The sequence below is a fragment of the Pseudorhodoferax soli genome (genome assembly GCF_003337555.1).
GTDB lineage: Bacteria > Pseudomonadota > Gammaproteobacteria > Burkholderiales > Burkholderiaceae_C > Pseudorhodoferax > Pseudorhodoferax soli.
In genome coordinates, this window is sequence record NZ_QPJK01000005.1 from 60,961 (window position 1) to 75,062 (window position 14,102).

Consider the following 14,102-nt stretch of genomic DNA (forward strand, 5'->3'; position numbering starts at 1 on the left):
GCATGGCCCGCATCGGCATTGCCGGCGCCGGCCTGCTCGGCCGGCTGCTGGCCTGGCAGCTGGCGCGCACGGGCGCGCAGGTGCAGGTGTTCGACGCCGCGGCAGGCCCGGCACCGGCCTTCGGCGCGCAGGGCCCGGCCGCGTTCAGCGCGGCCGGCATGCTCTGCCCGCTGGCCGAGCGCGACCATGCGGACGCGCGCGTGGCCGCGCTGGGCTGGCGGTCGATCGCGCTGTGGCGCGGCATCGTCGCGGCGCTCCCGGTGCCGCGGCCGTTCTTCGCGGAGCGCGGCAGCCTGCTGGTGGCGCACCGCAGCGACCTCGCCAGCGCGCAGCGCGTGCTGGCACGGCTGGTCGACGACACACATGCAGAGCCCGAACCGCTGGACGCCGCCGCGCTCGCCCGGCTGGAGCCTGCGCTGCCGGCGCCGGCGCATGCCTGGCTGCTGCCGGGCGAGGCGCAGATCGACCCGCTGGCGGCGATGGCCGCATTGCATGCCGCCGCCGAGGGCGTGGCCTGGCACTGGCAGCGTCCGGTAGCGCAGGCGCTGCCCGGGCGGCTGCTGTTCGCCGATGGCGGCAGTGCCGCATTCGACTGCGTGATCGATGTGCGCGGCCTGGGTGCCGCGCCTGTCTGGCCGCTGCGCGGCGTGCGCGGCGAAACCGTCTGGCTGCACGCGCCGGGCCACGGCCTCACGCGGCCCCTGCGCCTGGTGCACCCGCGCCAGCGCGTCTACCTCGTGCCGCGGCCGGACGACCTGCTGTTCCTGGGCGCGACTGAGATCGAGAGCGAAGACCGCTCGCCGGTCTCGCTCAAGAGCGCCGTGGAGCTCATGAGTGCGGCGCACAGCGTGCTGCCCGTGCTGGCCGAGGCAAGAATCCTGCGGCTGGACCGGCACCTGCGTCCTGCGTTGCCGGACCACCTGCCGCGCACCGAGCACGCGGATGGGCTGCTGTGCATCAACGGCCTGTTCCGCCACGGCTGGCTCATGGCGCCGGCGCTCGTGCAGGACGCACTGGCGCTGCTGCGGCATGAGGTGGCGGCATGAGGGCCGAAACCGTCCCCATCGTGCTGGACGGCCAGCCGCATGCGCTGGCCGCGGGCAGCACGCTGGCCGCGCTGGTCGACGCGCTCGGCCACCGGCCCGAGGCCGTCGGCACGGCCGTCAACGGCGTCTTCGTCGCCCGCGGTCACCGCCACGACCTCGCACTGCACGAAGGCGATGCCGTCGTGCTGTTCCAACCCATCACCGGAGGATGAGCCATGCCTGAAGCTGGAGCATCGAACGACCGCTGGCAGGTTGCCGGCACTTCCCTCACGAGCCGCTTCCTGCTCGGCACGGCCGGCTATCCCTCGCCCGACGTGTTGGGCCAGGCGATTGCGGCGTCGGGCGCAGAGGTTGTCACCGTGGGGCTGAAGCGCGCACTGGCGGCCAGCGGCGACAACGGCTTCGTCGCCATCGTGCGCGCGGCCGTGCAGCAGCAGGGCGCGCGGCTCCTGCCCAACACCGCCGGTTGCCGCACCGCACGCGAGGCCGTGCAGCTGGCGCAGATGGCGCGCGAGCTCTACGACACGCCCTGGCTCAAACTCGAGGTGGTGGGCGACGAGCACACGCTGCAGCCCGACCCCTTCGAACTGCTGCAGGCCGCGCAGCAACTGATGCGCGAGGGCTTCGTGGTCTGGCCTTACTGCACGGACGACCTGGTGCTGTGCCGCCGCCTGCTCGACGCGGGTTGCCCCGTGCTGATGCCTTGGGGCGCGCCCATCGGCTCGGGCCAGGGTCTGCTCAATCCGTTCGCGCTGCGCACGCTGCGCGAGCGGCTGCCCGATGCCACGCTGATCGTCGATGCGGGCATCGGCGCGCCCTCGCACGCGGCCCAGGCGCTGGAGCTGGGTTTCGACGCCGTGCTGCTGAACTCGGCCGTGGCCCAGGCGCGCGACCCGGTGCGCATGGCCGGGGCGTTCCGTGCAGCTGTGCAGGCGGGCAGGGCGGCCTGGCAGGCCGGCGTGATGGCGCGCCAGGACTTCGCCGTGCCGAGCACGCCGGTGGGCGGCGCGCCGCTGCTGATCGGAGGCGCAGCGTGAAGCGGGTCTGGAGCATTGCCGGGACCGACAGCAGCGGCGGCGCCGGCCTCGCCGCCGACCAGCGTGCGCTGGATGCCTGGCCCGGCACCCACTACTGCGGCGTGGTGGCCGCCGTCACGGCGCAGAACTCGCAGGCCGTCACACGCGTGGAGGCGGTCAGCCCGCAGCTGCTGGACGCGCAGCTGGCCGCGCTGGAATCCGACATGCCACCGGCCGCACTCAAGACCGGCCTGCTCGCCGATGCCGCCCAGATGCGCAGCATGGCGGCCTGGGCCGATCGCCTGCGCGAGGCTGCCCCCGGCCTGCCGCTCGTGGTCGATCCCGTGCTGGGCGCGAGCAGCGGGGCCAACTTCGCCGACGACGGCGCGGTCGCCGCCTACCGCGCGCACCTGCTGCCGCGTGCCACGCTGATCACCCCGAACCGGCGCGAGGCTGCGCGCCTGCTGGGGCGGCCCGGCCTGCGCCGCGACGAGGTGCCTGCTGCCGCCCAGGCGCTGCGTGCGCTGGGCGCGCAATCCGTCTGCATCACGGGTGGCGACCCGGCCGACACGCCCGACGACGCCACCCCCGAGGAGGCCGGCATGGCGCTGGACTGGCTGGACAGCCCGCAGGCCAGCGGCTGGCTGGCGCTGCCGCGCATCGGCACGGGCAACACCCATGCCACGGGCTGCACGTTCGCCAGCAGCGCGGCGGCAGCGCTGGCCCATGGCTTCGTAGCGGCCGATGCGGTGGTGCTGGCCAAGATGGCGGCCACGCACGCGCTGCGCCACGGCCATGCGGCCGGGCGCGGCCCGGGCCAGGTGCTGGCACGGCCCGGCTTCCACGCCGAGCCGGCCTTGCTGCCCACCATGGGCTGGGGCGCAGAGCCGGGCGGAGCTGGGCCAGCGGCCGAGCGCGCGGCCCCATTGGGCCTGTACGCCATCGTCGACAGCGCCGCGCGCGTGTGCGCCGTGCTGGATGCCGGCGTGCGCAGCGTGCAGCTGCGCATCAAGCAGCCGGCGGCCGCCACGCCGGCCTGGTGGGATGGGCTGCACGCCCAGGTGGCCGAGGCCGCAGCGGCCTGCCGGGCCGTGGGTGCACGCCTGTTCGTCAACGACCACTGGGAGCTGGCGTTGCGGCACGGTGCGCATGGCGTGCACCTGGGCCAGGAAGACCTGCTGGCGCTGGAGCCGGGCCCACGTGGGGCACTGCGCGCCAGCGGCCTGGCGCTGGGCATCAGCTCGCACAGCCTGTGGGAGCTGGCACGTGCGCGCAGCCTGGCTCCCACCTACATCGCCTGCGGCCCGGTCTGGCCCACGCTCACCAAGGCCATGCCCTGGCGGCCCCAGGGCCTGGGCAACCTGGCGTGGTGGTGCGCGATGGCCGGCACGCCGGTGGTGGCCATCGGCGGCGTCCTCACGCCTGCGCAGATCAGCGCGGCGGCCGCGGCCGGGGCAGACGGCATCTGCGTCGTGCGCATGCTCGGCGAGAACCCGGCTGCCACGGTGCCCGCCATGCGCACCGCGATGGCAGGCCATTGGCCTGCCACCCCACCCACAGGGGCTGCCGTGCCTTGGCCAGAGCCCACGCTGGCCGCTTGACGGCCGCCAAACTGTTTCTCTGATTCAACAAATTAACCAATTCATTTGCTTCATATATGTCGCACTGTTAGACTTTTCGACGGCAAACGCAATGAAAGTTGCGCACGCAAAGCCACAGGCCCCTTCGGCGCGGATGCGCCGGGTCGGGCAGCTGGGTTGCATCCCGCAGGGGGCACCGGACATTCGGCACCGTGCGCGCAGCCTTGCGTTGCCACGGCCGAACCGTCTTCCAACCCGCAGGGATTCCATGCACGTACTTGCTTCTTCCCCCGCGCGGCGCGCCGCGTACCTGGAGTGCCAACCATGAACGGCCTGCGCAAGCTGCGCATCGGCGCTCGGCTGGGCCTGGCCTTCGGTGTGATCCTGCTGATCGTGGCCGCCAGCGCAGCGCTGGGCGTGGCGCGGCTGCAGCAGTCGAACGCGGCCACCCATCAGCTGGGCACGACGGACAAGGAACGCCAGGAAGCGGCGCTGATCTGGCGCCAGACCATCGATCTGAACTGGGTACGGACCGAGGCGGCCCTGACGGACTCGGACACCAGCCGCATCCCGCGCTGGCAGGCCGAGATGGACAAGACCTCGCTGATCAGCACCGCCTCGCGCGAGCGGCTCCACCAGCTGGTGCGCACCGACATCGGCAAGCGCATGCTGCAGGACATCGATGCGCGCCGCGAGGCTTACCGCACGCCGCGTGCCGCGCTGCTCAAGCGCCGGTTGGCCGGCGAGGACGTGTCGGCCGAGCTGGAGCGCACGCTGCGTCCGCTGGCCGCCGCCTACAGCGAAAGCATCCGGACGCTGGAGACGCGCTATCAGGAGCTGTATGCCCAGTCGCTGCGCGATACCGAAGCCGCCGCCACGGAGGGCCAGACCGTGCTGATCGCCAGCGGGGTGGCCGCGGTGCTGCTGGGTGCGCTGTTCGCCTGGACGATCTCGCGCTCGATCACGCAGCCGCTGGCCCAGGCCGGCGGCGTGGCGCGCCGCATCGCAGACGGCGACCTCACGCAGCCCGTGCTGGTCGAAGGCCGCGACGAGGCCACCGATCTGGCCACGGCACTGCGCGACATGCAGCAGCAGTTGGCCAGCGTTGTGGCCGGCGTGCGCCGCAATGCCGATGGCGTGGCCACGGCCAGTGCCGAGATCGCACACGGCAACAACGACCTGTCGGCGCGCACCGAGCAGCAGGCCTCTGCACTCGAGGAGACCGCCGCGTCGATGGAGCAGCTCAGTTCCACCGTGCGGCAGAACGCCGACAACGCGCGCCAGGCCAAGAGCCTGGCCGAGAACGCGTCCAGCGTGGCCGGCCGCGGCGGCGAGGTGGTGGCGCGCGTGGTCGACACCATGAAGGGCATCGACGAGAGCTCGGGCAAGATCGCCAGCATCATCGGCACCATCGACTCCATTGCGTTCCAGACCAACATCCTGGCGCTCAATGCGGCGGTGGAGGCCGCACGTGCCGGTGACCAGGGCCGCGGCTTCGCCGTGGTGGCCACCGAGGTGCGCAGCCTGGCCGGCCGTTCGGCCGAGGCGGCGCGCGAGATCAAGGCCTTGATCGGCACCAGCGTGGAGCGTGTGCAGCACGGCACGGTGCTGGTCGGCCAGGCCGGTAACACCATGCAGGAGGTGGTGGCGGCGATCCAGCGCGTGAGCGACCTGGTCGGCGAGATCAGCGCGGCCAGCAGCGAGCAGAGCGCGGGCGTCTCGCAGGTGGGCGAGGCGGTCACGCAGATGGACCAGGCGACGCAGCAGAACGCGGCACTGGTCGAGGAATCGGCTGCCGCCGCCGACAGCCTGCGCGGCCAGGCCGAGCAGCTGGTGCAGGCGATGGCGGTATTCAAGGTGCGCGCGGGGCAGGGCACCGAGGCCGTTGCCAGCAGGGGGGCCGCCCTGGGCCACACCGGGCCCGCCGGCCTGTTGGCCGCGGCCTGATCGAGCGGCCCGGCGATCGGGCCTGGTCGCCGGCCGGCTGGCACCGCCTCAGCGGCGCCGGTATTGCGTGGCGCCGAACAGGTTCTCGCGCGCCTTGTCGTCCGTGATGGGTTTGCGCCGGTCGGCCAGCACGGCCACGCCGCGCTGCACGGCCGGGCGGGCGGCGATGCGGTCGAACCAGGCCTTCAGGTTCGGATAGTCGGCCCAATCGATGCCCTGGTTCTGCCAGTTGCGCAGCCAGGGAAAGATGGCGATGTCGGCGATGCTGTACTCGGGCCCGGCGATGTGGGCGTTGTCGGCGAGCTGGCGGTCCATCACGCCGTACAGGCGGCGCGCCTCGTCGGTGTAGCGGCCGATCGCGTAGGCGATCTTCTCGGGCGCGTAGAGCCGGAAGTGGTGGTTCTGGCCCAGCATGGGGCCGACCCCGCCCATCTGGAACATCAGCCACTGCAGCACCGCATAGCGCGCGCGGTCGCCCTCGGGCAGCAGCTGGCCGGTCTTGCCGGCCAGGTACAACAGGATGGCGCCCGATTCGAACAGCGTGACTGGGCGGCCGTCCGGCCCGTCGGGGTCGACGATCGCCGGGATCTTGTTGTTCGGGCTGATGCGCAGGAAGGCGGGCTGGAACTGCTCGCCCGCGGCGATGTCCACCGGCACCACCTCGTAGGGCAGGCCGCATTCCTCCAGCATGATGTGCACCTTGTGGCCGTTCGGCGTGGCCCAGCTGTGGACGGTGATCATGCTCAGAACCGGGTCACCGGCATGTCGTGCTGCTGGGGCCGGTCGGCATACTTGCCCAGTTCCATCTTGGCGATGGCGTTGCGGTGCACCTCGTCCGGGCCGTCGGCAAAGCGCAGCGTGCGGGCGTGGGTGTAGGCGAAGGCCAGCGGGAAGTCGTCGCACATGCCGCCGCCGCCGTGCACCTGCATGGCCCAGTCGATGACCTGGCAGGCCATGCTGGGCGCCACCACCTTGATCATCGCGATCTCGTTCTTGGCGACCTTGTTGCCGGCCTTGTCCATGAGCCAGGCGGTCTTGAGCGTGAGCAGGCGCGCCATGTCGATCTTGCAGCGCGCCTCGGCGATGCGCTCCTGCGTGACGGTCTGCTGGGCCACGGTCTTGCCGAAGGCCACGCGGGAGGCGGCGCGCCGGCACATGAGTTCCAGTGCGCGCTCGGCCAGGCCGATCAGGCGCATGCAGTGGTGGATGCGGCCCGGGCCCAGGCGGCCCTGGGCGATCTCGAAACCGCGGCCCTGGCCCAGCAGCATGTTGGAGGCCGGCACGCGCACGTTCTCGAACAGCATCTCCATGTGGCCGTGCGGCGCGTCGTCGTAGCCCATCACGTTGAGCGGACGCAGCACCTTGATGCCCGGGGCATCTGCAGGCACCAGGACCATGCTCTGCTGCTGGTGGCGGGCGGCGTCGGGGTCGCTCTTGCCCATGGTGATGTAGACGGCGCAGCGCGGGTCGCCCGCGCCCGAGATCCACCACTTGCGGCCGTTGATCACGTAGTCGTCTCCATCGCGCTCGATGCGCGTGGCGATGTTGGTGGCGTCGCTGGAGGCCACGTCGGGTTCGGTCATTGCGAAAGCCGAGCGGATCTGGCCTTCCAGCAAGGGTTGGAGCCAGCGCGCGCGGTGCTCGTCGCTGCCGTAGCGCGCGATCGTCTCCATGTTGCCGGTGTCGGGCGCCGAGCAGTTGAAGACCTCGGAGGCGAAGGGCACGCGGCCCATGATCTCGGCCAGCGGCGCGTATTCCTCGTTGCTGAGGCCTGCGCCCTTGAAGCCGGAGAGTTCGGCCGTGTCCTCGGGCAGGAACAGGTTCCAGAGGTCCTGCGCGCGCGCCTTGGCTTTCAGGTCTTCGATGGTCTTGAGCGGCGTCCAGCGCTTGCCGGCGGCGGTGTTGGCCTCGAGCTCGGCGTGGTAGGTGCTCTCCGCCGGGTAGATGTGCTCGTCCATGAAGCGCAGCACGCGCTGGCGCAGGGCTTCGGTCTTGGGGGAATACGCGAAATCCATGGCGTTGTCTCCGTCGTTGGCAATCAGGCCTGCTGGGCGAACTTCCAGGCCAGCTCGGCCAGCGGCCTGGCGCCGGCGCCCGAGGTGGCTGCGCGGTCGCTGGAGGCGGTGCCCGCTTCGGCACGCTTGGCGATGCCCTGCAGGATCGCGGCCAGGCGGAACATGTTGTAGGCCAGGTAGAAGTTCCAGTCCCGCTTGAGGTCTGCGGGTGTGGCGAAGCCGGTGCGCTCGCAGTAGCGCGCGATGTAGTCGGCCTCTGCAGGAATGCCGAGTGCCTTCAGGTCCAGCCCGGCGATGCCGCGGAACTGGCCCGGGCTGATGTGCCAGGACATGCAGTGGTAGCTGAAGTCCGCCAGCGGGTGGCCGAGCGTGGACAGTTCCCAGTCCAGCACCGCGATGATGCGCGGCTCGGTCGCGTGGAACATGGTGTTGTCCAGCCGGTAGTCCCCGTGCACGATGCTGGTGAAGCGCTCGTCGCGCGCGCTGGCCGGCATGTTGCGGGGCAGCCAGTCGATGAGCTTGTCCATCTCGGGGATGGGCTGTGTGATGGAGGCGACGTACTGCTTGCTCCAGCGGCCGATCTGGCGTTCGAAGTAGTTGCCGGGCTTGCCGTAGCCGGCCAGGCCGCGCGCGGCGAAGTCGACGCTGTGCAGCGCGGCGATGACGCGGTTCATCTCGTCGTAGATGGCGGCGCGGCCGGCCGGCTCCATGCCGGGCAGGCCCTGGTCCCAAAGCACGCGGCCCTCCTTGAACTCCATGATGTAGAAGGCCCGGCCGATCACCGACTCGTCCTCGCACAGGCACAGCATGGCGGGCACGGGCACGTCGGTGCCGGCCAGGCCGCTCATCACCGCGAACTCGCGCTCGATGGCGTGGGCCGATGGCAGCAGCTTGGCCACAGGGCCGGGCTTGGAGCGCATCACATAGCGCTGGGTGGGCGTCGTGAGCTTGTAGGTTGGGTTGGACTGCCCGCCCTTGAACAGCGCGACCTGCAGCGGGCCTGCGAAGCCGGGCAACTGCGCGGCCAGCCAGTCGGTCAGCCGTTGGATGTCGAAAGCATGCTGGCCGCTGACTTCCTTGGTGCCTTCGAAATGGTCGAATTCGCTCATGCGGGTTGTCTCCCTGGATTGGTGTCGGTGTGGTGGCTCAGCGGTCGGTTTCGACGATGCGCATCAGCGCATCGCGGTCGCGCACGATGAGGCCGGTCGCTTCGATGCGGATGGCCTCCTCGCGCTCCATGGTCTTGAGTTCCTGGTTCACGCGCTGGCGCGAGGCACCCAGCAGCTGGGCCAGTTCCTCCTGCGCCAGTTGCAGGCTGATGCGCACCTCGTTGCCGTCTTCCAGGCTGGGCACGCCGTAGCTGCGCACCAGGTGCAGCAGCTGCTTGGCCAGCCGCGCGCGCAAGGGCAGGGTGTTGAGGTCTTCCACCAGGCCGAACAGCAGCCGGATGCGCCGCGACTGCAGCCACATCAGCGCTTCGTAGAGTTCGCTGTGCGCGGCCAGGATCTTTTTGAAATCGGCCCGCGCCACGCAGACGATGGTGGTCGCGCCGTGCGCATAGACGTCGTGTGTGCGGCGGTCGCTGTCGAAGAAGGCCACGTCGCCGAACCAGATGCCAGGCTCCACATAGGTCAGCGTGATCTGCTTGCCCGAGATCGAGGTGGAACTCACGCGGGCCGCGCCCTTGGCGCAGGCGATCCACTCCTCTGCGATGTCGCCGCGTGCGGCGATCAGGTCGCCGTTCTTGTAGCGTCGAACGTAGGCGCATCGAAGAATGTCGTGCCGCAGCGAGGGAGAGAGGGAGGAAAACCAGCGCCCGGCGTTGATGGCCTCGCGCTCGGCGATGTTAAGAATGGGTTCGTCCATGTCCTGTCTTTTGGGTGACTGGGCCGGGCGGCCGCAGCGAGGTTCAAACGAGCGGTGCGGCGCCGCGCTGATCGCGGAAGGCGGCGATGGCCGCGCCGGTGCTTGCGTGGTGCAGGTTGGTGACGAAGCGATCGCGTTCGTGCGCCAGTTGTTCGGGCAGCGTGGCGCTGTCGGCCAGGGACAGCAGCTCCTTGGCGCTGGCGACAACGTGCGGCGCGCGCGCATTGATCTGCGCGGCCAGCGCCAGGGCTTCGTTGAGTGCCGCGCCCGGGCCGCAGATGCGGTTGACCACGCCCAGCGCATGCAGCCTCTCGGCGTCGACCCGTGTGCCCAGCATCAGCAGTTCGCCGGCCAGCTGGCGCGGCAACGCGCGCGCCAGGCTCCAGCTGGCGCCTGCATCCGGAGACAGGCCCAGCGCGCTGGCGGCCAGCGCGAACTGCGCGTTGCGTGCGGCGACGATGAAGTCGCAGGCCAGCGCGAGCGCGAAGCCGGCATCGGCGGCCGCGCCCTCCACCGCGGCGACCACAGGCTTGGGAAAGCTGCGAATGGCCTCGATCCAGCTGTGCAGGCCTTCCGTCAGCGCGACCTGGTGCGCGGCGCTCTCGCGCCGGCTGGCCTGCAATTGCGCCAGGTCATGGCCGACGCTGAACAGTGCGCCTGCGCCCGTGATCACCACGCTGGCCACCTCGGCGTTGGATTCGGCGACGTTCAAGGCCTCGACCCCGGCGGCCCAGAGATCCGGCCCCAGCGCGTTGTGTCGCTCCGGGTGCGACAGGGTGAGCACCATGGTCGCGCCATGGCGGGTGCTGAGCAGGGCGGCGGGCATGGGGCGGGCGGTTTCAGGCTTCTTCGTGCAGCAGGGACAGGCCGATGGCACCACGGCGGCGCAACCACGGGCTGGGGCGGTAGCGCGGGTCGCCGTAGACGGTCTGCAGGTTGAACAGCACTTCCAGCACGTTCGTGGGACCGCAGCGATCGCCCAGGGCCAGCGGGCCAGCTGGATAGCCCAGGCCCAGCGTGACGGCCAGTTCCAGGTCGCGCGGCGTGCAGATGGACTGCTGGCAGATGTCCGCGGCGATGTTCACGATGGTGGCCAGTACGCGCTGCGTGACGAAGCCGCCGCTGTCGCGGACCACGCTGACGGCCTTGCCGTCGCGCGCAAACAACGCGTGTGCGGCGTCGCGCATGTCCTCGCGCGTGGCCGGATTCGTGGCCAGCACGCGGCGCTTGGTGGCGGCGTCGTCGATGAGCATGTCGATGCCGACGGTGCGCGCCGGATCCAGCCGCTCGACCACCGCCACCGTGGTGATGTCGAAACCCAGCGGCGCGACCAGGGTCAGGGCTTGCATCGACGGCGATTGGCCGGTCTCGATGCGGGCGCCCAGGTCCTTGAGAAGCTGCAGCAGTTCGGCGCGCCGCGAGGCGCGTGGCGAGACCCAGACCGGCGGCATCTGCTCGACCTGCGGCACGGGCGGCTCTGGCGGCACCTGGGCGACGCCATCGACATAACGGTAGAAGCCTTCGCCGGCCTTGCGGCCCACCACGCCGCCGGCCACGCGCTGGGCCGCCAGGGCGCTGGGGCGGTAGCGCGGCTCGTCGTAGTATTGGCGGTAGATCGATTCCATGACCGGGTGGGAAACGTCCAGCCCGGTCAGGTCCATGAGCTCGAACGGGCCGAGCTTGAAGCCGACCTGGTCCTTGAGGATGCGGTCGATGGTGGCGAAATCGGCAACCGATTCGCCGACGATGCGCAGCGCTTCGGTGCCGTAGCCGCGCCCGGCATGGTTGACGATGAAGCCCGGCGTGTCTGCGGCCTGCACCGGGGTATGCCCCATCGCGCGGGCGTAGCGCGTGAGCCCGTCGCACACCGCTGCCTCGGTCTTGAGCCCGGCAATGACCTCGACCACCTTCATGAGCGGCACGGGGTTGAAGAAGTGGTAGCCGGCAAAGCGCTGCGGATGCTTCAGCGCCGCCGCGATGGCCGTGATCGAGAGCGAGGAGGTGTTGGTGGCCAGAACCGTGTCCGGGCGCACGATTGTTTCGAGTTGTGCAAACAGCGCCTGCTTCACATCGAGCCGCTCGACGACCGCCTCGATGACCAGGTCGCAGTCCGCCAACTCGGCCAGCGTCGTGGCCTCCGTGAGCGCCTCTCGCTGCGATTGGAGTGCTTTTGCGTCCAATCGGCCTTTTTCGTGCAGCTTGCCCCACTGTGCATACACGGCGTCCCTGGCCTTTGCGGCGGCGCCCGGGGCCACGTCGAAGAGTTTGACGGTGCTACCCGCTTGTGCTGCAATTTGGCCGATTCCGCGGCCCATTGCGCCGGCGCCGACCACGCCGACAACGCGATATGCTGTGTCCATCGGGCAATTATGACGTGCCGACCTGCGTGGTATGGTGCGCGAAAGACGCATAAGCACTCACTGTGAAACTACAACACAAGCTGGTGGGGCTGGGGCTGCTGGGGGTGGCGGTCGGCAGTTCGGCATTGAGTCTGGGCCGGGCACGCGGCAACGTGGTTCTCGGTCAGCCGCTGAGCCTGGCGGTGGAGATACGGGTCGACCAGCCTGAAGATGCTACGGCGCAGTGTTTCCGCATCGAGGTGTTCCATGGCGACACGCTGGTGGAGTCCTCGCGCGTGCGCCTGATGGTGCAGGCGCCGGCGACCGGCTCCCAGGAAGCGGTGCTGCGCATTCGTTCCAACGCCGTCATCGACGAGCCCGTGGTGGGCCTGGTGCTGCATGCGCTGTGCGGCCATGGCGGTGTACGGCGCTATGACTTCCTGCCCGAATTTCCGGCGGAGCTGAAGACCGCCGCGGGGCCGGTGGACCTCGCAAGACCTCTTCCAGCGCCGCCTTCTGTTGCGGCCGCGCCACTGCCACAGGCCGACGCCGTGCGGCCGGCACCGGCACCTGCGCCAGCGCCGCGTGCCGCCGCCGCGCCCACGCCGCGCCCGGTACAACGCCAGGCACAGCGACCGGCAGCCCGCCCGCCCGCACCTGCGCGCGCACCGGCCCAGGCTGCCGCGCCGAAATCCGCTTCCGCACCACGGCCTGCCCCCGCCAAGGCACAGGCAGCGGCTTCGGCGCCCGCGACGGGCGCACCGCGCCTGACGCTGGACGCGCCGGCCACGCCTGTGGCCGGCATGCAGCCCAGTCCGGCGCTGAACTCGCAACTCATCGACGATGCCGCCCAGCGTGAAGCCGTGGCGGCCATCTGGCGCGCGCTGCGCACCACGCCGGAAGAGATCGTGCGCGACAAGCAGCGTCTCGAAGCGTTGGAAGCGCAGCAGGCCGTGCAGCGCAAGCAGGCGGCCGAGCCGACCGCGGCCGAGCGTGAGCTCCGCGCCCGGCTGGAGCGCGCAGAGCGGCGGCTGGACGAGGCAGAAAGTGGTCGCGTCGACATCCTGTTCGTCTACGGCCTGCTGGCGCTGCTGGCTTTGATGGTGGCGCTGGCTGCGTACTTCTGGCAACGCGCCCGCCATGCGGCGCTCGCCGCGGCGCACTGGAGCGGCGACGTCGACCCGCGCAACACCGCAGGCGCGCCGGTGCCAGCGGTCGTTCCGCCGCCCGTGACGCGGCCACCGGTGGTGTCCAGGCCGTCGCTGGCCGACGAATTCCTGGACAGCGAGCCAGCGTCGGCATTGGGGGTCGGACGGCCGTCGACGGTGGACACGGGTGCCGTGGCAGCCGCCGTCTTCGCGCATGACCGGGTGCAGCGGGTGGATGTGTCGCGGCCGGTGCGTCCGGATGAATTCGTCGACGTGCAGCAGCATGCCGATTTCTTCGTCTCGCTCGGCCAGTACGAGCAAGCCATCGAGGTTCTCCAGCAGCACCTGGACGAGCACCAGGACATGAGCCCGCTGGCCTTCCTGGAACTGTTCGGCATCTACCACCAGCAGGGCCGCAAGGACGACTTCAACGCCTTGCGTGCGCGCTTCGAGCGCCGCTTCAACGCCCATGTGCCCAACTTCGCCGCCTTTGCCGACGAAGGCCTGGGCCTGGAGGACTATCCGGCCACCCTGCTCAGCATCGAGACGGCCTGGGGCCACGTGCGCGTGCTGGACACCATCGAAGCCAATCTGCTGCGCCATCCGGACGACACCGGCCGCCCCCTGGACCTGGCAGCCTACCGGGATCTGCTGATGCTGTACGGCGTCGCGCAGGACGTGTTCGTGCCCGCGGGGGGCTCGCGCTCACCGTCTGGCTTCGGCGTGATTCCTCCGCCTGCTCCGGCAGGTGCCGGACAGCGTGGAGCGGGCTTTGGCCTGCAGGCTGGTGCGCCGCTCATGGCCGGCGCCGCCACCGATTCGATGCTGGATCTCGTGCCGGATTCCGGCCAGGCTCCGCTGCCGACGGCGCACGACGGCTCTGGGCTGGAACTGGACATCGACCTGTCGACGAGCACGGGCGAAGTCGCGGCGCTTCCGGAGCTGTCGTTGGTCGACATCGACCTGCCGCTCCTGGACGACGACGCGTTCGCCCAGGTGCCGGCATCGGCGCCTACCCCGATGGTGCCGCCGGTCGACCGGCCAGCCAAGTCCGACAAGCCCGAGATCGACAGCGGGCTGATCGACTTCGACCTGTTCGATCCGAACACAGAGGCGCGCATCGCGCCCAAGTCCACGCGCTGATG

At 70.6% G+C, this 14,102-nt stretch carries 12 protein-coding genes and 1 riboswitch; of the genes, 6 read left to right on the plus strand and 6 right to left on the minus strand.

The window, feature by feature from the left end:
- The first annotated feature begins 2 nt into the window (after positions 1-2).
- From DES41_RS18185 to DES41_RS18205, 5 genes are all read left to right on the plus strand, one after another.
- Positions 3-1,046 carry an FAD-dependent oxidoreductase gene (locus DES41_RS18185; RefSeq protein ID WP_114469090.1) on the plus strand — a complete coding sequence of 348 codons (1,044 nt, stop codon included), beginning with the start codon at positions 3-5 and terminating at the stop codon, positions 1,044-1,046.
- The gene (thiS, locus tag DES41_RS18190; RefSeq protein WP_114469091.1) at positions 1,043-1,258 is read left to right on the plus strand and encodes a sulfur carrier protein ThiS; all 216 of its coding nucleotides are present in this window, start codon (positions 1,043-1,045) and stop codon (positions 1,256-1,258) included. The genes DES41_RS18185 and thiS overlap by 4 nt, the downstream gene beginning before the upstream one ends.
- A gap of 3 nt (positions 1,259-1,261) precedes the next feature.
- On the plus strand, positions 1,262-2,083 hold the full coding sequence (locus DES41_RS18195) for a thiazole synthase (RefSeq protein WP_114469092.1): 822 nt from the start codon (positions 1,262-1,264) through the stop codon (positions 2,081-2,083).
- Complete coding sequence (locus DES41_RS18200) at positions 2,080-3,663, plus strand: PfkB family carbohydrate kinase (protein ID WP_170168214.1); 1,584 nt, start codon at positions 2,080-2,082, stop codon at positions 3,661-3,663. The genes DES41_RS18195 and DES41_RS18200 overlap by 4 nt, the downstream gene beginning before the upstream one ends.
- A gap of 71 nt (positions 3,664-3,734) precedes the next feature.
- A riboswitch (cyclic di-GMP riboswitch) is annotated at positions 3,735-3,827 on the plus strand.
- A gap of 139 nt (positions 3,828-3,966) precedes the next feature.
- Entirely contained in the window at positions 3,967-5,589 is a 1,623-nt protein-coding gene (locus tag DES41_RS18205; protein ID WP_114469094.1) for a methyl-accepting chemotaxis protein, read from the plus strand.
- A 48-nt stretch (positions 5,590-5,637) separates the two neighbouring features.
- On the opposite strand, the gene DES41_RS18210 is transcribed toward DES41_RS18205, so the two are convergent.
- Genes DES41_RS18210 through DES41_RS18235 form a run of 6 tightly spaced genes read right to left on the minus strand, consistent with a single transcriptional unit; the run spans position 5,638 to position 11,830 of the window.
- Complete coding sequence (locus tag DES41_RS18210) at positions 5,638-6,330, minus strand: glutathione S-transferase family protein (protein ID WP_114469095.1); 693 nt, start codon at positions 6,328-6,330, stop codon at positions 5,638-5,640.
- Positions 6,331-6,332: 2 nt separating this feature from the next.
- Complete coding sequence (locus DES41_RS18215) at positions 6,333-7,604, minus strand: acyl-CoA dehydrogenase family protein (protein ID WP_114469096.1); 1,272 nt, start codon at positions 7,602-7,604, stop codon at positions 6,333-6,335.
- 23 nt (positions 7,605-7,627) lie between these two features.
- Positions 7,628-8,713 carry a phosphotransferase gene (locus DES41_RS18220; RefSeq protein WP_114469097.1) on the minus strand — a complete coding sequence of 362 codons (1,086 nt, stop codon included), beginning with the start codon at positions 8,711-8,713 and terminating at the stop codon, positions 7,628-7,630.
- 37 nt (positions 8,714-8,750) lie between these two features.
- Positions 8,751-9,470, minus strand: coding sequence for a Crp/Fnr family transcriptional regulator (locus DES41_RS18225; RefSeq protein WP_114469098.1), 720 nt, complete (start codon positions 9,468-9,470; stop codon positions 8,751-8,753).
- A gap of 43 nt (positions 9,471-9,513) precedes the next feature.
- Positions 9,514-10,296, minus strand: a complete 783-nt coding sequence (locus DES41_RS18230) for an oxepin-CoA hydrolase, alternative type (protein WP_114469099.1) — start codon at positions 10,294-10,296, stop codon at positions 9,514-9,516.
- 13 nt (positions 10,297-10,309) lie between these two features.
- Positions 10,310-11,830 (minus strand): 3-hydroxyacyl-CoA dehydrogenase, encoded by a 1,521-nt coding sequence (locus DES41_RS18235; protein WP_114469100.1) that lies wholly within the window; start codon positions 11,828-11,830, stop codon positions 10,310-10,312.
- A gap of 62 nt (positions 11,831-11,892) precedes the next feature.
- Between DES41_RS18235 and DES41_RS18240 the strand changes: the two genes are divergently transcribed.
- The gene (locus DES41_RS18240) at positions 11,893-14,100 is read left to right on the plus strand and encodes a type IV pilus assembly protein FimV (RefSeq protein WP_147282886.1); all 2,208 of its coding nucleotides are present in this window, start codon (positions 11,893-11,895) and stop codon (positions 14,098-14,100) included.
- Positions 14,101-14,102: the final 2 nt, after the last annotated feature.